Source organism: Calditrichota bacterium (assembly GCA_013112635.1).
Classification (GTDB): domain Bacteria; phylum Calditrichota; class Calditrichia; order Calditrichales; family J004; genus JABFGF01.
The window spans coordinates 262,044-282,151 of the sequence record JABFGF010000005.1; the positions used below are offsets into that span (position 1 = coordinate 262,044).

At 35.7% G+C, this 20,108-nt stretch carries 20 protein-coding genes; 9 read left to right on the forward strand and 11 right to left on the reverse strand.

All coding sequences use genetic code 11. The annotated features are described in order from the left end of the window. The 3 genes from HND50_14675 (at position 1) to HND50_14685 (ending at position 3,239) form a co-directional block, all read left to right on the forward strand. Positions 1-1,599: a hypothetical protein gene (locus tag HND50_14675; GenBank protein NOG46484.1), complete on the forward strand. Its 1,599-nt coding sequence runs from the start codon at positions 1-3 to the stop codon at positions 1,597-1,599. Between the two features lie 69 nt (positions 1,600-1,668). Continuing rightward, positions 1,669-2,115, forward strand: a complete 447-nt coding sequence (locus HND50_14680; GenBank protein NOG46485.1) for a response regulator — start codon at positions 1,669-1,671, stop codon at positions 2,113-2,115. A 2-nt stretch (positions 2,116-2,117) separates the two neighbouring features. After that, positions 2,118-3,239 (forward strand): response regulator, encoded by a 1,122-nt coding sequence (locus HND50_14685; GenBank protein NOG46486.1) that lies wholly within the window; start codon positions 2,118-2,120, stop codon positions 3,237-3,239. 37 nt (positions 3,240-3,276) lie between these two features. Here the strand turns inward: HND50_14685 and HND50_14690 are convergent, their stop codons facing one another. From HND50_14690 to HND50_14705, 4 genes are all read right to left on the reverse strand, one after another. Beyond that, entirely contained in the window at positions 3,277-4,662 is a 1,386-nt protein-coding gene (locus HND50_14690; protein NOG46487.1) for a B12-binding domain-containing radical SAM protein, read from the reverse strand. Between the two features lie 166 nt (positions 4,663-4,828). Continuing rightward, positions 4,829-6,253: a B12-binding domain-containing radical SAM protein gene (locus HND50_14695; protein NOG46488.1), complete on the reverse strand. Its 1,425-nt coding sequence runs from the start codon at positions 6,251-6,253 to the stop codon at positions 4,829-4,831. A 142-nt stretch (positions 6,254-6,395) separates the two neighbouring features. Further along, positions 6,396-7,217 (reverse strand): hypothetical protein, encoded by an 822-nt coding sequence (locus HND50_14700; protein ID NOG46489.1) that lies wholly within the window; start codon positions 7,215-7,217, stop codon positions 6,396-6,398. Positions 7,218-7,223: 6 nt separating this feature from the next. Beyond that, on the reverse strand, positions 7,224-8,246 hold the full coding sequence (locus HND50_14705; GenBank protein ID NOG46490.1) for a glycosyltransferase family 4 protein: 1,023 nt from the start codon (positions 8,244-8,246) through the stop codon (positions 7,224-7,226). A 283-nt stretch (positions 8,247-8,529) separates the two neighbouring features. On the opposite strand from HND50_14705, the gene HND50_14710 reads away from it, so the two are divergent. The 4 genes from HND50_14710 to HND50_14725 all read left to right on the forward strand — a co-directional run bounded on the left by HND50_14710 (position 8,530) and on the right by HND50_14725 (position 11,473). Continuing rightward, on the forward strand, positions 8,530-9,858 hold the full coding sequence (locus tag HND50_14710; GenBank protein ID NOG46491.1) for a hypothetical protein: 1,329 nt from the start codon (positions 8,530-8,532) through the stop codon (positions 9,856-9,858). 65 nt (positions 9,859-9,923) lie between these two features. Further along, entirely contained in the window at positions 9,924-10,418 is a 495-nt protein-coding gene (locus HND50_14715; GenBank protein NOG46492.1) for a UpxY family transcription antiterminator, read from the forward strand. Between the two features lie 5 nt (positions 10,419-10,423). Beyond that, positions 10,424-10,693, forward strand: a complete 270-nt coding sequence (locus HND50_14720) for a hypothetical protein (protein NOG46493.1) — start codon at positions 10,424-10,426, stop codon at positions 10,691-10,693. A gap of 60 nt (positions 10,694-10,753) precedes the next feature. Next, entirely contained in the window at positions 10,754-11,473 is a 720-nt protein-coding gene (locus HND50_14725; protein ID NOG46494.1) for an adenylyl-sulfate kinase, read from the forward strand. An 86-nt stretch (positions 11,474-11,559) separates the two neighbouring features. Here HND50_14725 and cysN read toward each other — a convergent pair whose 3' ends face one another. From cysN to cysC, 3 genes are all read right to left on the reverse strand, one after another. Continuing rightward, positions 11,560-12,834, reverse strand: a complete 1,275-nt coding sequence (gene cysN, locus HND50_14730; GenBank protein ID NOG46495.1) for a sulfate adenylyltransferase subunit CysN — start codon at positions 12,832-12,834, stop codon at positions 11,560-11,562. 2 nt (positions 12,835-12,836) lie between these two features. After that, positions 12,837-13,742, reverse strand: a complete 906-nt coding sequence (gene cysD, locus HND50_14735) for a sulfate adenylyltransferase subunit CysD (protein NOG46496.1) — start codon at positions 13,740-13,742, stop codon at positions 12,837-12,839. A gap of 204 nt (positions 13,743-13,946) precedes the next feature. Beyond that, positions 13,947-14,555 (reverse strand): adenylyl-sulfate kinase, encoded by a 609-nt coding sequence (gene cysC, locus HND50_14740; protein NOG46497.1) that lies wholly within the window; start codon positions 14,553-14,555, stop codon positions 13,947-13,949. Between the two features lie 293 nt (positions 14,556-14,848). Here cysC and HND50_14745 point away from each other — a divergent pair, with 293 nt between their 5' ends. Together HND50_14745 and HND50_14750 are read left to right on the forward strand one after the other, a co-directional pair. After that, positions 14,849-15,799, forward strand: a complete 951-nt coding sequence (locus tag HND50_14745; GenBank protein ID NOG46498.1) for a Gfo/Idh/MocA family oxidoreductase — start codon at positions 14,849-14,851, stop codon at positions 15,797-15,799. Positions 15,800-15,960: 161 nt separating this feature from the next. Further along, positions 15,961-16,578, forward strand: coding sequence for an N-acetyltransferase (locus tag HND50_14750; protein ID NOG46499.1), 618 nt, complete (start codon positions 15,961-15,963; stop codon positions 16,576-16,578). Positions 16,579-16,596: 18 nt separating this feature from the next. On the opposite strand, the gene HND50_14755 is transcribed toward HND50_14750, so the two are convergent. The 4 genes from HND50_14755 to rsgA form a co-directional block, all read right to left on the reverse strand. Next, positions 16,597-17,244 carry a class I SAM-dependent methyltransferase gene (locus HND50_14755; GenBank protein NOG46500.1) on the reverse strand — a complete coding sequence of 216 codons (648 nt, stop codon included), beginning with the start codon at positions 17,242-17,244 and terminating at the stop codon, positions 16,597-16,599. Beyond that, positions 17,241-17,678: a hypothetical protein gene (locus HND50_14760; GenBank protein NOG46501.1), complete on the reverse strand. Its 438-nt coding sequence runs from the start codon at positions 17,676-17,678 to the stop codon at positions 17,241-17,243. Before HND50_14760 ends, HND50_14755 begins: the two co-directional genes overlap by 4 nt. Positions 17,679-17,818: 140 nt before the next feature. Continuing rightward, positions 17,819-18,811, reverse strand: a complete 993-nt coding sequence (locus tag HND50_14765; protein ID NOG46502.1) for a hypothetical protein — start codon at positions 18,809-18,811, stop codon at positions 17,819-17,821. 27 nt (positions 18,812-18,838) lie between these two features. Then, complete coding sequence (gene rsgA / locus HND50_14770; GenBank protein NOG46503.1) at positions 18,839-19,903, reverse strand: ribosome small subunit-dependent GTPase A; 1,065 nt, start codon at positions 19,901-19,903, stop codon at positions 18,839-18,841. Between the last annotated feature and the right edge of the window lie 205 nt (positions 19,904-20,108).

The window sequence follows — 20,108 nt, forward strand, 5'->3', positions numbered from 1 at the left end:
ATGAGTCCTGATAAGAGTGTTATTAAACAAAAAAAAATTACGTATTGGCTTCTTTTTGCCTTGCTGTTTTTTAGCTACATGTTGATGCGCGATTCCGATTGGCATGGCAGTACTGAGTTTCATACCCTTTTGGAAACTGTCGCTACCATTCTTTCTTTTATAGTTGGGATTTTAGCCTTACTGCGTTTTTATTCTAAAAAGAACAATACCTTTTTATTTATCGGAACCGGGTTTTTAAGCACCGGGTTCTTAGACGGTTATCATGGTGTTGTTACAAGTACCTGGTTTGTCGGTCTCTTTATATCTTTGCCAGACCACCTGTTACCCTGGAGCTGGGTAGCTTCACGACTGTTCCTTTCTGCTTTTATGCTATTAAGCTTATGGGCATGGAGAAAAGAATTTAATGCTACAGATCGGCAAGTAATAAATGAACGCCTGGTTTACCTGTTTACAAGCGTTTTTACAATGATGAGTTTCCTCTTTTTTGTTTTCGTGCCCTTGCCCCGCGCCTACTACCCGGAATTGTTTTTTGGCAGGCCGCAAGAATTTATCCCGGCATTGTTTTTTTTATTAGCGCTATTAGGGTACTTGCGCAAAGGTGGCTGGAAAAAGGATCCGTTTGAACACTGGCTGGTACTATCCTTAATTGTTGGTTTTATGGGCCAGGCCATGTTCATGTCTTTTTCATACCAGCTTTTTGATTTTGAGTTTGACGCCGCCCACCTGCTAAAAAAAGTAAGTTATATTTTTGTTCTAATTGGATTGTTTATCAGTATTTATAAGTTGTTCCTTTCATCGGAAAAGCAAAAGAAAGATTTAAAGCTGGAAGTTGCTTTCCGTTGTCGGGCAGAAAAAAAACTTAAAAATACCAATACAGCCCTTTCTAAAAGTAACCGGGATTTGCAACGTTTTGCTTATATCGCCTCGCATGACCTAAAGGAACCACTACGCGGTATTCATAATTTTTCTTCCTTTCTTATCGAGGACTACTCAGATAAACTGGGGAATGATGGTGAGAAAAAACTAAAGACATTAGGACGTCTGGCTCAAAGGATTGAACTAATGATTAATGCGCTGCTCTATTACACACGTATAGATGAACATGGATTTGAAAATACAAAAACCAATTTCAACGAAATTATTGAAAACCTTAAAAATAGCATCTTGGAAACTAAGAATAAAAAAAATGTAGAATTTTACATAGATAACAACCTGCCGCAATTTTATTGCGATAAAGCGCGTGTAACAGAAGTCTTTCATAATCTCATTCTTAATGCAATAGAGTTTAATGACAATGACCGGAAATTGATAAAAATAGGTTATAAAGCAAATAATGAGTTACGGCTTTCCGATAGTCCTTCACATACATTTTATATAAAAGACAATGGCGTTGGGATAAAAGAAAAATATTTTGAGAGAATATTTGTAATCTTTAAACGTCTCAATGGCCGGGAAAACTATGGCAGCGGGATAGGCGCCGGGCTAACAATTTCTAAAAAGATAATTGAAAAACATGGTGGTGAAATCTGGCTGGAATCAAAAATGGGAAAAGGAAGCACATTTTTTTTTACAATTAAAGAGCAAAATATAAATAACTGATTTTCAAAGGATAAAAGATGTTGAGCAGGGAAGCCCTTTATTTGATTATAATCAATTCAGAGGAGACCTATGATGATAAGTGTTCATCAACCCATATTAATTGTGGAAGACAGCCCGGAAGATTACGAAACTACAATTAGGGCTTTTACAAAGTCTGGCCTTAAAAACCCGGTTCACCGTTGTGAAGATGGTGAAGAAGCATTGGATTTTTTGTTTAATAAAGGCCTGTATTCCGATAAAAGAAAAGCACCCCGTCCAGGAATCATTTTACTGGATTTAAACCTACCGGGTACAGATGGGAGGGAAGTGTTGCGTGAATTAAAAAAGGATGAATCGTTGCGAAAAATACCTGTGGTTGTATTAACAACCTCGTCCGACCCACGGGACATTGAAAGCTGTTATAATGACGGGGCAAATTCATATATACAAAAACCTGTCAATCTAGAGGGTTTTATCAAAGCTGTCCAAAAATTAAAAGAATATTGGTTTGAGATAGTTATTTTACCAAAGGAATAATCATGCAAGTTAATAATGATAACCTGGAAAAGCTGGATATTTTAATTGTAGAAGATAGCCCAACTGATACTGAGTTCTACAAAAGAATGTTGGGGCAAATCTCAGGAAAAACAAAATTTATTTATAATGTAATTGAAACTGAAACTGGTGCCGAAGGACTGGATTTGCTTGATGAACAAAGGGTAGATTGTGTTTTACTGGATTATAATTTACCTGATTTTACAGGCTTAGAGTTTTTAGATGAATTGAACAAATCAGGCCAAAAGAATATATCTGTTGTTATGCTTACAGGGCAGGGAAACGAGAGTATTGCTGCGCAATCATTTAAAAAAGGCGCTCAGGATTATATAGTAAAAGAACACCTGACAATTCAAGGCTTGCAAAGATCTGTTAATAACGCTGTAGAAAAAAACCGCCTTGAAAATGAAATAATTGAACAACATGAGAAAATAAAACAACAAAATCAGGAACTACAAAAATTTGCCTATATCGCTTCGCATGACTTAAAAGAACCGTTACGGAAAATACACACCTTTAGCAATATGCTAAAAAAAAGATGTGATGATAAACTTGATGAGACAGAGAACAAGTATATAGACTCTATGCAAAAAGCCAGTGAAAGAATGGGCGCTTTAATTGATGGTCTACTACAATTGTCACGGATTGAAGCAGATGATATTGATTTTAAAAAGTTGGATTTAAACAGTGCTGTACAATCGGTTTTAGAAGACCTGGAAATTGCAATCCAGGAAAATGAGGTTGAAATTAAGGTTGCCCCGCTTAAAAAAATAAATGCAAATGAGTTACAAATTAGACAACTTTTCCAAAACCTGATAAGTAATGCTATAAAATTTAATTCAAGCCAGATAGACATTTCGGGTACAAAAAAAGGAAAGATGTTTCAAATTACAATTTCAGACAATGGCATTGGTTTTGATCCAAAAAACAATGACCGCATATTTCTTACGTTTGAAAAACTAAACCCAAAAAACCTATTTGAAGGAACTGGTATTGGCCTTTCCATTTGTAAACAAATCATGGAAAAGCACAAAGGGAAAATATCTGCAATAGGTAAGCCCGGTGAAGGGGCAATATTTAAGATGGACTTTCCCTTACTACCATGACCTTAAGAAAAAAGAAACCACGTTTGTTTTGTGGAGGTCAGGTACGTTTATTTCTAAGCCTGCTTATGCTAAACTGGCAATAAAGCGATCGGACATAATAGTAGGTTTGTTTTAAAAACTCTTTCTTTAGCCGGATCATTTTTTTTCTTTGATAATCATAGGCCAGTTTTTGCATGGCGTTGCGGTACAAAGTGCCTGAAAATCTTTGCTTCATATCAAGATATCGTTGGATAGTCCGGCTCCAATCATGCTCATATACATCATCAGATTTTTCTTCAAACAATTGTGTGCCGCGCAAGGGGTAGGCGATGGTAGTTAAATAATTGTCCGGTTGGATTGAACTTATAAAATCAATCGTCTCATTGATGTCAGCAATAGTTTCACCGGGATAACCAAACATCACAAACAGGCCGGATTCAATCCCAGCAGACCTGCATAAAGAAACAGCCTTTTCGATTTGTTCTTTTGTAACGCCGCGTGACATGGCATCCAGTATTTTTTGGCTGCCCGATTCCGCACCAAACCAAATCCTGTAGCAACCCATTTCTTTGAGGATATTTACAATTTCAGCATCAATCCGGTCACCACGGGCGATACATTCAAAAGGCAGATAAATATTTTCTTCTTTTAACAATCGGGCATAATGCTTTAACCAATGTTTGTTCACTGTGAATACATCATCCACATACCACAAATGTGTGGGCTTGTATTTTGGGATGAGCATTTTTAACTCTTCCAAAACTTTTTCCGGTTTGCGCCGGCGGTGCGTAAAACCATAAACCGAATGACTGCACCATTTGCAGGTAAAGGCACATCCCCGGGCCGTAACAATGGATAACGATCGCTGGCTATGATGTTTATGCCATGCATCGAGATAAAGGTTTAAATTTATTGCCTCACGATCCGGGAAAGGAAAACTGTCCAGTTGCTTCTTAGATGAAGTCCGTGATGTTGAAATTATTTTACCGTTCTGATCCTTAAAACTGACATTGGCAATTTCATTCAGATTATTTTTTTCCTTTTTCTCAAGATGGTTTATTACGGCAAGCAACGTTTCTTCACCCTCACCGGAAATAATTATATCCGCACCATAACTAAGAAATTCATCAATTTGTGTGGCTGCATCCGGGCCGCCTAAAATAGAAATAATATTATTTTTCCGGCAAAAATCAATCAATTCCAAAACCACAAATTTGGTCATCATATTACAATGGATGCCTAAAATATCCGGGTTTTCTTTTTCAAGATGTGCAAACATTTTTTTGCGATTGGAAAATGTTGAATCAAAAACCTGCACATTTTTATTATGCTCTTTTAGCCAGGCCGAAAGGTAAAGCAAACCAAGCGGCGGATAAGGTTTCATTACCTTTTGTTCCAACGGATCTTCTTTGATGAAGTAAGTGTGGGTTAATATAGTTTTCATTATGAATTCTTTATTCTTTTTCTACGGATGTACACAGATTAACACTGATAGGATAAATACCCCTCATTTAGTATTTTGGGTAACCCCCAAAAAAACTATTAAAAATGCAAAGTTGCAGTTTTATTCTGTGAAAATCGGTGTCTATCTGTGGCGAAATTTATTTTGGTTAACTTAAATACTTTTGCATCGCCAATCTGTAAAATATCATCCCAGGGATATGTCTGTATTGCGCTGCAAACCGCCGTACAAATTTTCCAAATGGCTGTTTCCTTTTCAAAGAAATGAACCCAAAATAATGATGCGTATATTTATGTAAGGTCCGATAAAATTCGGCAGGATGCTCTCCACTATACATTAACGCCAGGTCACCGCTGTCATCCCAGTTTTTTTTAGATTTCAACTCGTGCTCAACATTTTTATAAAACTCTGTTCCGGGCAGGGGGTAAGAAACAGAAATCCCGATCGCATCCGGCACGCATTGTTGTACAAGCTGCAGTGTCAGTTTAATATCTGTCCAGGTTTCGCCCGGGTAACCGTATTGAAGAAAAAAGGCAGTTTTAATTTTGGCGTTTTTTAGTAGTTTCGCTGCGGTTTTAATTTGGCCGATACTCGTATCTTTGTCCATTGCATCTAAAATCCTCTGGCTGCCCGATTCCGCACCAAGCCAAACTTCTTCACATCCGGAACGTTTTAAGTTGGCAACATATTCTTCATCCATTAAATCTGCGCGTGCCTGAATTTTATATGGAACTGTGCGATCATGTTTTTCAATTTCATCAGCAAATTGATTGAGCCATTTGGGATTTAACCCAAAAATATCATCAGTGACCCAAACATGATCAGCACCTAATTTTTCGGAGATAATTTTAAATTCATCTGCAATAATTTCTGCAGGACGTAGTTTGTAAGAACGGCCATAAAGCGGTTTGGCGCACCAGTTACAGCGGTAAGGGCAGCCATGTGCGGTGGAGATATTCAGCGAAAAAAAGCGGTGATGTTTTTGCCAAATTTCCCGGTACGGGTTGAGGTTTATTGATTTCCAATCAGCAACCGGGATTTTCTCAATCCAATCTTGCGCGGTATTTATTTTAGTAGAAATTGTTTTGCCATTCTCCAGGTAAGACAAACTTTTCAGCACGGAAATTTTTTCTTTTTGATTTTTTAACAACTGCAAAAACTGTAACACGATACCCTCAGCATTACGATGAATGATATAATCAAATCCTGATTTTAAATAAAACTCAGCCTGATCTGATGCATCTGATCCGTGCGCAATATAAATGACTCCGGGAATTTTATTTTTAACAAGATCAATTATTGCGCTGCGCATATTTTGCAAACACATTTTGGTGAGCCAGTTAAAATCGTCATCATAAATCAGGACAATATCGGGCTGGTAAGATTCAATTTCAGCCCTCAAGCCTGAAACGTTTTTTTCAAACATTACATCATAAAAACGACATTGAATTCCTGTTTCCTGCCTGATAAGTGCGCTAAGATACAAAGGTGCAAGTGGCGGATAAGGCTTGTGGTTGGCCTCTTCTTTTGGATCCAGAGGAAGAAAGTAAGAATGGCTGAGTAGGATTTTCATTTTTTTATTAACCACGGATTTTCACAGAAGGGCACGGATTATTTTGAGATTGTTCAAATTGTTAATTACGGCTTTATAATGTTTGTAGACTTTTTCTGTTATGATCAGTTTTTATCCATGGCGTAAATTATGTTTTGTTTATTTATAAAATTTCATCGTAAATGGAACTGTGGTCAATTCTATGAAGTTTTGCCAAACCTTCGTCAATTAAAATATTTTTATTTATCTGAAACGGGTACATTCGTGTCCAACGTTTTTTATAAAAGTCTAATATTTTTTTATTCAGCCAGCTCCAGACTCTGCTGTTAGTTGCTTTTCCGGTAAAGTCTTTTCGGAGTCTGTAAAATTCTTCTGTTGAAAATGCGGAAGATGCATTCGGCAAATTTTCAGCTATCCATTTATTTTGAATTAATAACTTTTGTTTAAAGCCGGCATTGAAAAGTGGCTTCATTTTATAAAACTGTACAGCACTGTAATAATCCTGTTGGGGCAATTTCAGGTTATCTTCATCAATAAGATAATTGACACAAAAAAGAGGTCGTTTATTAAAAACTTTCCCCAATATTGTCATTGTTAAATAAATAATCCATAATCTTTTTGGTGCACAAATAACAAACAGGTCAATATCATCATTCTTAGAGCATGATTCAAAAGCATTTGAGCCGGTAAGCGCCATATAACGCACCCAGGGAATTTGGGCAAAAAGTTTAAGATAGCGTTTATTGGATTTAAACAAATCGCGGCTAAGCTTTTTATTTTTTGAAAATTGATTTGGATTTACATGCGGAACGATTAGTTCATTGAGCCTGCTTATTTTTCCTGAAGATTCCATTGTGTTCAGGCGGGATTTTAAATCGGTGGTTTTCATTTCCTCCGGTAAAATTGCATGCAGCGATTCTTCATTTAAGGCCGAGCCCAGTTTGCCTACTATGGATAAAACTGAAAATATCATTTTTTCTGACATGAATTTTTACATTCCCTTAAACAAATCTAAAAATGATTTGCTGGTATTCGACCAGGTAAGTTCTTCGAAAATACTTTGATTTAATGCTTTTGGAAATCCTTTGTTCATCTTTTCAAAAATTAGGTCGGCCCATACATCAGGATCCGTATTTTCAATTACATATTCATGGTTGCCAAAAAATTCTTCGCACACAGCATTTTTAAAAAGGAACGCAGGAAGCCCGCTTTTTATTGCTTCAAAAGGTGTAAACCCGAAGCCTTCATATTGTGAAGTACTTATAAAAAATTGGGCGTCATTATAAAATTTATGTAAATCTTCATTTGTGACATTTGCATAAATCTGAACTGAGTTTTTCAGCTTGAGATTTGATATTAAATTTTTCAAATGTGTGCTGTGATTATTTTGCTGACCAACCAAATAGAGTTGATGAGGAATGTTATATTTGGTTTTAAGCATGGAAAAAATCTCAAGAATAAAAGGGATGTTTTTTCGCTTTTCAAAAGAGTTAACGGCCAGAATAAACGGGGGAGTACTGGCCGATTTATTTGCCGATGGTTTTCTTTTTATGTGATCTGTTCCCGGATAAATACATAAAGATTTTTCACTACTTTCGGGAAAATGTTTTGTTAAATCGTTTAAAGTTGAGTTGGAAACTGTTATAATTTTATCTGCCCGTTTTATAAAAGTTGGTATTTGCCGCGAAAAATAAATCTGTTTTATTTTGGGATAATAATCCGGATGAAGAATAAAACCCATATCATGAAAAATTGAAATTATTTTGTAGGCATTATTTGCTTTCGGTGTTATATAATGCGTTGCCAGGAAAATATCTGTGTTGTTTTTTAACAAATATTTGTGCAATGAAAATTCGTAAAAATATAATTGCTGAAAACGGTTTTTTATCGCAACTGTAATTATCCGGTCATCATTTTTCAAATAATCTGAAAACAATTCTGTATGGATTTCTTTGCAAAAAAATTGATAATTCACATCCCGCTCTTGTTGAAGTAGACTGCGGACTAAATTCAAAATATAATAAGCGGCACCGGAAAAGTTCGGTGGCAGGGCAATACAATCAATTCCGATAGTTAAGTTTTTGGAGATAGTAATTTTTATTGTCCGGTTATTTACAAATATTTAAATTAAATGATTGTAAAATTGAATCAAAAGAGATGGCAGTTTAGCAACATTCTATTTTTAAATCTGTGCGCACGGATAACTTCTTGATGCGAATATTAACTGTAAAATATAACATTGTAGTAACATAATTACGCATTTTTGTGATAAAGTTACTTATAAATTGTTTGATATAATGACTAAAAATAAATTTACTAAAATATTTATTCTGGCCTTGGATGGGACACCATTTTCGTTTTTGAAAAAAATGATTGCTTCGGGAAAAATGCCCCATTTTGCAAAATTGGCAAAACAAAATTCTTTTAAAAGAATGGACTCTGTTATTCCGCCTGTTTCCTCTGTTGCCTGGGCTTCCTTTCTTACCGGAAAAAAACCTGAGGAGCATGGCATTCTAAGTTTCACGGAGCGAAACCCGCAAACCATGGATTGGTTTACGCCAAACGCCGGGCATTTAAAATGCAAAACAATTGTTGAAAAGATTTCAGACTTGGGTAAACGAGTTTTTATAATGAATGTGCCGGCAACGTTTCCGCCAAAGCCGGTTAATGGAATTTCAATTTGTGGTTTTTTAGGCAATGACCTTTTAAAAGGAACCTATCCGAAAAATGAAGGAAAATTTCTTGTTGATCAGGGTTATCGAATTGACGCGGATACCGCACTTGCAAAAACAGATTTCCCGGCTTTCCTGCAGGATTTGAAATCTGTTCTGGAAAAACGAATTGAGATGATGTGGCACTATTTTGAGCAGGGTGAGTGGGATTTTTTTATGACCCATATAATGGAAACAGATCGATTGCATCATTTTACGTGGGAATTTATGGAAACCGGCAATCCGCATTTTGTTGATTTATATGAAAAATTTTATGGACGTTTGGATGAACTTATCGGGCAGATTGTTTCAACAATAGATGAGAACACTGCTTTGATGCTTTTATCTGATCATGGATTTACTACATTGAAAAAAGAAGTCTATTTGAATAATTGGCTCTGGCAAAATGATTATTTGCGTTTTACAAAACCCGTTCCACAAACCCTGCACGATATTCATCCCCAATCAAAAGCGTATGCCTTGTATCCGGGCAGAATTTTTGTCAACCTAAAAGGACGCGAGAAAAATGGGAGTGTTGAACCGGGCGTTGAGTACGATACCTTAATTGCAGAATTAGAGCAAAAATTATTTGAAATGGCTGATCCGCTTACCGGCGAAAAAATCATAAAAAAAGTTTTTAAAGGCCAGGAATTATACGGAAATCCTTCAAAACTGGAATTGGGTAACGAGAATAGTTTTTCGTCCTTTGCAGATTTGGTTGCCATTGCCCATGATGGATATGACCTGAAAGGACAATTGTGGAATAAGGATCTTTTTGAAAAAACGGTTTTTAACGGTATGCATACTTTTGACGATGCATTTGTATTGTTTACAGGTTCAGACATCGATAAAAATAATATATCAATAGCAGATTTGTCAGAATTTATTTTAAAATTGTTCAATAGAAATATTTGACCATAAATTTAGAAAGCGTAAATTTTGGCTTCCATAAAACTCAGAAATTATTGGTAATATATTTTATGAAAAACTGGTACGCATTATACACACGTCCGCGGCATGAAAAAAAGGCCTACGAGCTTCTTATCGAAAAAGGTGCCACAGCATATTTGCCGTTGTTGAACACCGTACGTGAGTATAAAAGCCGCAAGAAAAAAGTAGAGCTGCCATTATTTCCAAGCTACTTGTTTTGCCAATTTGAGTATAAAGAACGCTTTGGAATTCTTGAAACACACGGCATAATAAAAATTGTTAATTTTAATGGCGAGCCTGCCATAGTTCCGGATTGGCAAATTGAGGCTATGCGAACCGTTTTACTAAATCCACAATCTTTACAGCTTGAAAACTATTTCAGGCAAGGTGACCTTGTAGAAGTAATGTCCGGTCCTTTTAAAGGATTGCAGGGAACGGTTATGAATAAAAAAGGCGAGTCACGCCTGGTAATCACCATTGATGGAATTATGCAAACTTTGTCCGTAGAAATTGATATGGACAACTTAAAAGCAGTTTCTGCTTAGATAAAATGAGTTCAAAACAACCAAATGAAACTGCCAAAATAAAGCAGTTTGGGTATGTCGTTTCAGCAGTTTTGCTGATAATTTCAAATATCGGTCTTATTAATGAATGGCCATATACACCCATCTTTTTTATTTTAATGATGTATTTTTTAACCGGCAGTTTGTGGGGGCCGGGATTGATAAGGATCTTTTATAATATTTTTGGAAAACATTTTTTTAAGAATGAAAACGAAGGTGAAAATAAACCCGGAAGCGATCATTTTAGCAAAAATTAAGCCGATAATTGGCAATAGCTAATTTACAACTCAACACTTATTTTAATTACAAAATACCTTATGTTTAAAGACTCAAAACTACGCACTTTTCTTAAAACCATTTCCTGGCGAATTACTGCCACTACGACTACAGTAATTATTGTTTATATTTTTACCGGGCAAATCGAAACAGCTATTGAAGTTGGCTTACTGGAGATGGTTGCCAAAATGTTCATTTACTATGTTCATGAGCGGGGCTGGGATAAACTTAAATTTGGCAAAGTAGAAGTTCCATCGATGGTTATCTGGATTACGGGTATTCCATATTCTGGTAAAACTACTTTAGGAGATATGATTGCTGAAGAACTGGAAAAAGAAAAACGCAAGCATCAACGGCTGGATAGCCACACTGTTCGTGCGTTATTTCCAAATGTAGGATTCTCCAAAGACGAGGTTAACAGCCATATAAAACGCGTTGGGCATTTATCATCGATTTTAGAGAAAAATGGAATTATTGCCATTGCTTCCTTTGTATCGCCTTATGCTGAAAGCCGTGATTTTGTGCGGGGGATGTGTAAAAATTTCGTGGAAGTGCATCTGGAGTCAACAGCAGAATTTGCTAAACAATTTGATGAAAAAGGGTTCTTCGAAAAAGCGTTTAATGGCGAACTTGAAGATGTGCCCGGAGTAACTGTCGATTTTGAAAAATCAGAAAAGGCAGAGCTAACTTTTGATATGCAAAAGACTTCTTTGGAGAAAGTTAAAAAAGAGGTTATGAAATTTGTACGGGAAAACTATTAGCCCGGGAAATTCTTCGTAATAAAAAACGGAATTGGGAGCGTCCCAATTCCGTTGATATTTTTTTTTAAAATCCTGTGTTTTAAAATCTAAACAATCATCCCTGCACAAACAGTTTCGTTGGTACCTTCATCAATCAAAGTAACACTGCCTGTAATACGGTTTTTGCGATAACTATCATAAAAAAGAGGTTTGGTTGTGCGGATTGAAAGCCGTGCTATGTCGTTCATATCAATTTGTTTGTCTTCGCTGTTTCTATCCAAAGTGTTAATATCTATTTTGTATTTCACATCTTTAACCATGCAGCGCACATCATTTGACGTATGTTTTAAGGCATATTTGCCACCGGGGATCATTGGTTTATCATTTAGCCAGCAAACCATTATATCAATATCCTGGTCAACATTAGGCCGGTTGTTTTCCCTGACAATCATATCGCCACGGCTGATATCAATTTCATCTTCAAGTGTCAAAGTTACAGATTGTGGTGTGTGGGCCATTTCCAGGCTTTCTTCATAAAAATCTATAGTTTTAATTGAGGAAGAAAATCCTGATGGTAAAATGTGAACATTATCGCCTTTTTTAAATGTCCCTCCTGCGATACGTCCACCATAACCGCGATAATCCGGGAATTCTTTGCTTTGAGGACGAATGACATATTGAACGGGAAAGCGTGGATCGATGTGATTATTATCGCTGGCAATATAAATCGTTTCCAGCAGATACATCAGGGTTGGTCCATTATACCAATCCATTTTTTGAGAACGGATTACAACATTGTCACCTTTAAGCGCACTGATTGGTATAAAACGAATATCCTGCACATCCAGCTTGGCGGAGAAGCCCATAAAATCGTCATTTATTTTTTCAAAAACTTTCTCATCATAATCGACGAGATCCATTTTATTTACACAGACAATCAAATGTGGAATTTGAAGTAAAGAAGCAATAAATGCATGGCGCAGAGTTTGTTCAATCACACCATGTCGTGCATCGATTAAAATTATGGCTGCATTGGCTGTGGAAGCCCCGGTTACCATGTTGCGGGTGTATTGAACATGGCCGGGTGTATCAGCAATAATAAATTTTCTTTTGGGTGTTGCGAAATAACGGTAAGCCACGTCAATCGTAATCCCTTGTTCACGCTCTGCTCTCAGGCCATCGGTTAATAGGGCAAGATTAACTTCTTCGTCACCTACTTTTTGGCTGGCTGTTTCGATGGCTTCCATCTGGTCTTCAAAAATGGCTTTACTATCATAAAGTAAGCGGCCGATTAATGTACTTTTACCATCATCAACGCTGCCTGCGGTAGTAAAACGTAAAAGTTCGCTTTTATCATAATTTTGTAATATCGGGTCGGTCATTATTAAAAGTATCCTTCTTTTTTACGGTCTTCCATTGCCGCTTCAGAGCGTTTGTCGTCATGTCTCGTGCCTCGTTCTGTAGTTCGTGATGCAGCAATTTCATTGATGATGTCTGTTAGATTATCAGCCGGTGATTCAACGCCGCCTGTACAAGTCATATCGCCAATTGTTCTAAAGCGGATTGTCTTCTTTTCCCATTTTTCATTTTTCAATAATTGAATATGGGGCGATTTTGCCAGAAAAGTTCCATGGCGGTTTACAACTTCGCGTTTATGGGTAAAATAAAGGTTTGGCAGATCGATATTTTCCATTTTTATGTATTGCCAAACATCCAGTTCTGTCCAGTTACTGATTGGAAAAACCCTGAAATGTTCACCCATGTTTTTACGGCCATTGAAAATATTCCATAATTCAGGACGTTGATTTTTAGGATCCCACTGACCAAAATCATCACGGTGTGAAAAGAAGCGTTCTTTAGCTCGGGCTTTCTCTTCGTCACGGCGGCCACCACCAAGGGCTGCATCAACTTGTAATTCTTCAATTGCATCCAATAAAGTAACGGTTTGTGCTTTATTCCGGCTTGGGTTAGGTCCCTTTTCTTCGGCAACCCGGCCTTGTTTGATAGAATCTTCCACATAACGTACTTCCAGGCGTGAACCGGTTTTCTTTACAAGGTCATCACGGAAATCCAGGGTCTCCTGAAAGTTATGGCCTGTATCGATATGCAAAAGCGGAAAGGGAAGTTTAGCAGGATAAAAGGCTTTTCGTGCCAGGTGAAACATAATAATCGAATCCTTGCCGCCCGAAAATAGCAGGACAGGTTTTTCAAATTGTGCGGCCACTTCACGCATCACAAAAATGGACTCGGCTTCGAGTTCCCGCAAATGGCTAATGTTATAATTGTACACGGTATCTCCTAAAATTCTAAAACACAAAATACAAAAGACAAACAAATCTCAAAAAAATAATACTCACATTAACCTTCACTACATTTATTATAATAAAAACTTAAAGAATTGTGGTCATGCATAGTGAAAGTTTCATTTTTGTAATTTATTTGTTATTTGGCTCTCGTAATTTGCGGTTTCCAAATTGTTTCAAAAATTTGGTATCTATTTTTTTTCAATTAATGGTAAAATATTTTCAAGTACTTTTTGTATTGAATCTTCAATTGTTAATTCGGCTGTTCTGATTTCAATATCCGGATTTACAGAAGCCTCGAATGGCGCATCAATTCCTGTAAAATTTTTAATCTCTCCATTGCGTACTTTTTTATACAATCCTTTTACATCACGCTTTTCACAAATCTCCAATGGGGCATTTATATAAATTTCCACAAAATTTTCCGGCCCGATAATTTTGCGCGCTTGGTCACGTATTTCGATAGTCGGGCTTACAAAACTATTAATCGTAATTATACCACAATTAAAAAACAGTTTTGAAACTTCTGAAATGCGCCGGATATTTTCGATGCGATCATCTTCAGAAAATCCAAGATTATTATTAATGCCGCTTCGCACATTGTCGCCATCAAGAATTTGAGTAAGAAATCCTTTTTTATGGAGTTCCTTTTCAACACCGATGGCAATGGTAGATTTTCCGGAACCGGAAAGACCGGTCATCCAAAAGACTTTTGCTCTTTGTTTGAGCAAGTTTTCTTTGGCATCTTTTTGGATTATTTGGTCTAAAACCGGATGTATGTTTGTTGCTTTGGTTGACATAAATTTTTGAACTATTCTGGTTATCGGTAGATTTAAAAATATTTTCAATTATTACAAGCTTTAAATGTACTAAAAACCTACTTCCTTTTTCAAGATTGATTTTCCTTTAAGAATTCTAATTTACAGCTAAAAGAGTGAACGATGGTGATTTTAATCATTAGAATTTTGTTTAAATTTAAAGAATAGTTAATATTGGCTTTACATTTGAAACCCAAAATTATTGACTATAAAACCTGAAATTTCGCCGCTTCCCAAATCTTGCATATGGCCAGAATGGGTTTAAAAGGAGAAAAATGGCAAAAAATTTTGCTTTAATAGGAGCTGCCGGCTATATCGCACCAAGGCACATGCAGGCAATAGCTGAAACTGGAAATAATCTGAAATGTGCTTTGGATAAAAGTGATTCGGTTGGAATTCTGGATCGGTACTTTGAAAATGTAGATTTTTTTACAGAGTTTGAACGATTCGATCGCCATGTTGAAATGCTGAGAACAAAAAGTACAGCCGATAAAATCGATTATGTTAGTATTTGTTCGCCAAACTATTTCCATGATGCACACATGCGTTTTGCTTTGCGGATTGGTGCCCATGCCATTTGTGAGAAACCGTTGGTTTTGAATCCCTGGAACCTGGATGCCCTAGAAACTTTGGAAGAACAATCTGAAACAAATATTTATAATGTTTTGCAGCTGCGGCTACACAAATCCATAATTGCTTTAAAAGAAAAAATTGAGAAAAAAGCAAACGATAAAAAACATGAAATCGTATTAACTTATATTACTTCCCGCGGAAAATGGTATGATTATTCCTGGAAAGGTGATCAGGAAAAATCGGGTGGTGTGCCAACCAATATTGGAATACATTTTTTTGATATGTTGACCTGGATATTTGGGGATGTTCAAAATCACCAGGTGCATATTAATGAAAAGAGAAAAGCTTCAGGATTTATAGAATTGGAAAAAGCAAATGTACGCTGGTATCTTTCTTTAGATAGAAATGACTTGCCTGAACAAGCTGTAAATGATGGGAAAACAACTTTTCGTTCTATCACAATTGATGGGGATGAGATTGAGTTTTCAGGCGGCTTTACTGATTTACACACAGAGATTTATAAAGATATTCTTAATGGTGGTGGTTTTAGGATTAGTCATGCCCGCACATCTGTGGAGCTTGCTTATCAAATCCGCCATGCAAAAATAGAGAAACCTGGTAACGAAGAAGCGCATCCATTTTTATTGTTGTAGGCAAAGTTAGTTTTGAGATATTAAACTTCAAATTGTCATTCCCGAACGTTTTTATCGGGAATCCGATTTTTATATAAGACCATTCAGATTCCTTGCACGTTCCGCAAGCTTCACTCCAAGGAATGACAGACTAAAATGAGTACTTTAAACAAAGGTTATAAATGAACGAACAAAACTTTTTTGTCCACGAATCCGCTTATGTGGATGATAACGTTGAAATTGGTGAAGGCACAAAAGTCTGGCATTACAGCCATATACAAAGTGCTGCTCGAATTGGCAAGAAATGCGTTTTTGGCCAAAATGTAAATGTGGCGAATAATGTAAAAATTGGCAATTTTTGCAAAATCCAAAATAACGTTTCAATCTATGAGGGTGTGGAGCTTGAAGATTATGTTTTCTGCGGCCCTTCGATGGTTTTTACAAATATCATGGAACCACGATGCGAGTTTCCGCAGGTAGGGGCAGAATTCTACTTAAAAACAATTGTTGGATATGGTGCTTCGATTGGAGCAAATGCCACCATAGTTTGTGGCCATGATATTGGACGTTTTGCATTTATTGCCGCCGGGGCAGTGGTTGTTAAAGATGTTCCTCAATATGCATTGATGGCCGGTGTTCCTGCTAAACAAGTCGGCTGGATGAGCCGCCATGGAGCAAAGCTACCCGAAGCAGATAAGGATGGAATTATGGTCTGTTCAAAATCAGGCTGGAAATATGAGATTAATTCCAAAGGATTACTTGTTTGTTTGGATTGGGCTGAAGATAAAGCAGTTAGCTAATAGGTTGGCATTGGGTTTTCATATTTTGTTAGAAGGACTATTTTTAATTCCTGTGGCTAAAAATAATTTACCACCAACTTTGCTTTCTTTAATGGGTAAATATTTATAATGGAATTGAGATGTTTTAGTTTTTAGCAATTGCCAAATTTTCCGATTTAAATCTGCTTTTGCAAATTTTTCAACTAACCAGGTATTGAAATTTCTTCTTTCTGCAAAAACATCTACAATTACTATTCTTCCATTTTCTTTCAACAAATTTAGCATTTTATCTAAAACCTGTTCCCAATCTGGAATAACCGAAAGCCCTAAAAAACAAATAATTCTATCAAAATGGGGTTCTTTCTTGATTCGTTTTTTAACAAAAGCCGGAGTTAAATCTCTCGCATCTGCTTGAAATAATGTAATGTTTTTCCATTTTTTTTTACTAATCGTTACCTGGCCTTTGTTCAGCATTCCTTCAGATAAGTCAGTTCCATAAATTTCAATATCCGCTTTTGTTGCGATTATATGCTTAAAATTTGCACCGGTACCACAAGCAATGTCAAGTATAGTTTGTCCAGGTTTTAAGTCTAAAAAATCTATGGCTTGTTGTCTACTTCCAAAATATAATTTTTCTAAGAACGAGTCATAAGTAAATGAGAATATGTCATACCATTTCGAACTCATTTTATTCCCTTTTTTCTCAAATCCCACATGGGACCGCTTCCCATCTCAAAATCCCAGTCACTTACCTGGCTGTCAATTTTGCCAAGAATTTTTTCTACTTCGCGATAAATGGTTCCGAGGTTTCTAAAATGAGCAAGTACCTTTTCGTTTTTGGGCTCTAAATAACGTTCCTTACACCATATCAAAAAATCATCAGATTCAGCATAAAACTCGAGTTCCCGCAAAACAAGACATAGATTTAACAATGGATAATTATAGCGAATATCACCATTTTCATCCTCAACATAGAAATTAAATGTCTTTCCTTCTACTTTGAATTCAACCGCTCGATAGTCTTCATTTTCAGCAAGGAAATCTGAACTCGAGAAACGTATTTCTATTTTGTGTTTTATGAAGATATTATTTAGCTCATCTATTTCTGGAAATTTGCTCATTTGTTGTGTCAAAACGTTGTTTAATGTAAAAAACAATGAAAGGGTAGTCTTTACTACCACATGTTTTTTAATGTTTTAGGATTCTTTTGATGTGACATTTAATAAAAAATAATCAAATTTATCCTTTTTAAATTATGGCCTTATAGATTGCTCACATTATCTATTGTAATATTAAACATATCCGTATTTATACCAACGTAAATATTCTTTTCAGCCTTCTTCTTTTCTTCATTTGTAAGTGCAGTTTTGTTTAAGAAAGCTTCTTTAATATTTCTTTCTTTTCGCGCCTGTAGATATCCTCTTCTTTGCGATATTTGTTCACCCAGTTCAAAGATGATTAAACTACTTCCTTTAAGTAATTGTTTACCAATTTCGATCCACCACATTTTATCGGTATCACCTATTGATGAACCGAAAATGCATATTAAATTTGCATATGATATTTGTTGTTTACATAGTATGTCAATGCCATGTTTATTGGCTTGGTTGCAACTGTTTTTAACAAGTGCTTCTAAAATATCTTGATTGGTATGGAAACTAGTATTAGCGATTTGAGATATGTCATTTACACCCATCACCATTCTGTCATTCGCATAACCGTGAATATGTTCTATCCTTTGTAGTATTATCTTATAATTATTATTGGACCCAATTTGTAAATTTTGCGGTTTTTCCCCCAATATTTTTTCGATAGACCGAGTATAATTGAAAGTAATAACATTAACATTCCAGTTAGAGTTATTCCAATTTCTTTTGAACATAGAAAGCTTATCTTTATCTGATTTCAAAAGTAAACGTTCTGGATAAGAGAAATAATCAAACAGCTTTTTTTTGTCTATTTTATTGAAATTGAAATTGCTTTCAGTTTGTAAAAGAAAATCACAAAGATTATCACCGATATCTTCAAATACTAAGTCAAATTCCTTAACAGAGTTAATATTTTGGGTATATTTCCCTAAAGCTAATTCTAAGTCTGACCAATTTTTTAAGTTTATAGATATGTCTTTTTTTAGATTGATTATCGAATCACTTGACGAATCAATGGATTGATAATATTTATAAAAATCAGTGTATTTTGTTTTCATTCCTAAGTTTAGGTCAAATCCATTACCAATGATAAATAGGATATTCATATTAAATTTTTACTCATTATTAAATGATTAATACTTGATATTTCTTTTTTGTTTTTTGATGCGTTTTATCAATTTTCCTAAATCTTTGTCCTTCTTTTTTCGCTCTTGGGCATTCGATTCAAAATGCATTTTTTCTTTTTCCATCTTAAGATAATTTGCATAAGAGTCAGAATCTAATTCTTCATTTTCAATTGCAGCCAACACAGCGCAACCTTTTTCATTTGTATGGGTGCAATCATTAAACTTACAATCTTGAGCAAAAGTCAAAATTTTATCAAACGTTATTTCAAGACCACCAGAACTATCTGTTATTCCAACTTCTCTCATTCCAGGATTGTCAATTAATATTCCATTTTCTAAAACAAGTAATTCTCTGTGGCTTGTTACATGTTTGCCTCGATCAATACTTTTGCTTATTTCGCCGGTATCCATCATAATGGTTCCGGTTAATGTATTTATAAGTGTAGACTTTCCTACACCTGATGAACCCAATAAACAATAAGTACACCCCTTTATTAGTTTGGATTTTAGCTCATCAATACCCAATTGAGTCTGGTTGCTTATTGCAAATATCGGGATGTTTTTAATTCTTTCTTTTATTTGAGATAACAATTCTTCCATTTGTTGTTTATCAATTAAATCAACTTTGCTCAAAATAATAATAGGTTCAATTTTAGAAGCATTGCATATCGTCAGATAACGCTCCAGTCGATTTATGTTGAAATCCCTGTTTATAGACTGAACGATTATTCCAAAATCAATATTTGAAGCAATAATTTGTGTTTGCCCAAATTTGCCAACAGCCTTTCTTTCAATAATTGACTTTCTGGGAAAAATTGCATGGATGAGAGCTTTGTTATCATCGTATTCTGCAATGGACACCCAATCGCCGACAACAGGCAAGTCAATTCTATTTGAAGCTGTAAATCTCATATTTCCAATAACTTCTGCATCAAACTCGGCGGAGTCAGTTTTTACAGAAAATCGACCTTTATGTTCTGAAATAACCCTTCCGATTCCAAACGAGTCAAGGTTCTGTTCTTTTCTGTAAGCTTCTAATTCTTTGGTATATCCTAAATCTTCAAGTGTCATTTCTATGCCTTCATTATTATTAGTGGTTATACACTCCATTGAATATAATTGTGGCTAAACTTTTAAACAAATCACTCATAACAGGTTTTTTGCGTTTCGGTTTTAGTTATAATGTTAAAAGAGCCCGTCCTATTAGAGCAAATCACAATTAAAAACAGATTCGCTATTTGGCCTAATAGTTAGTACCTTTCGCGGCTATTATATT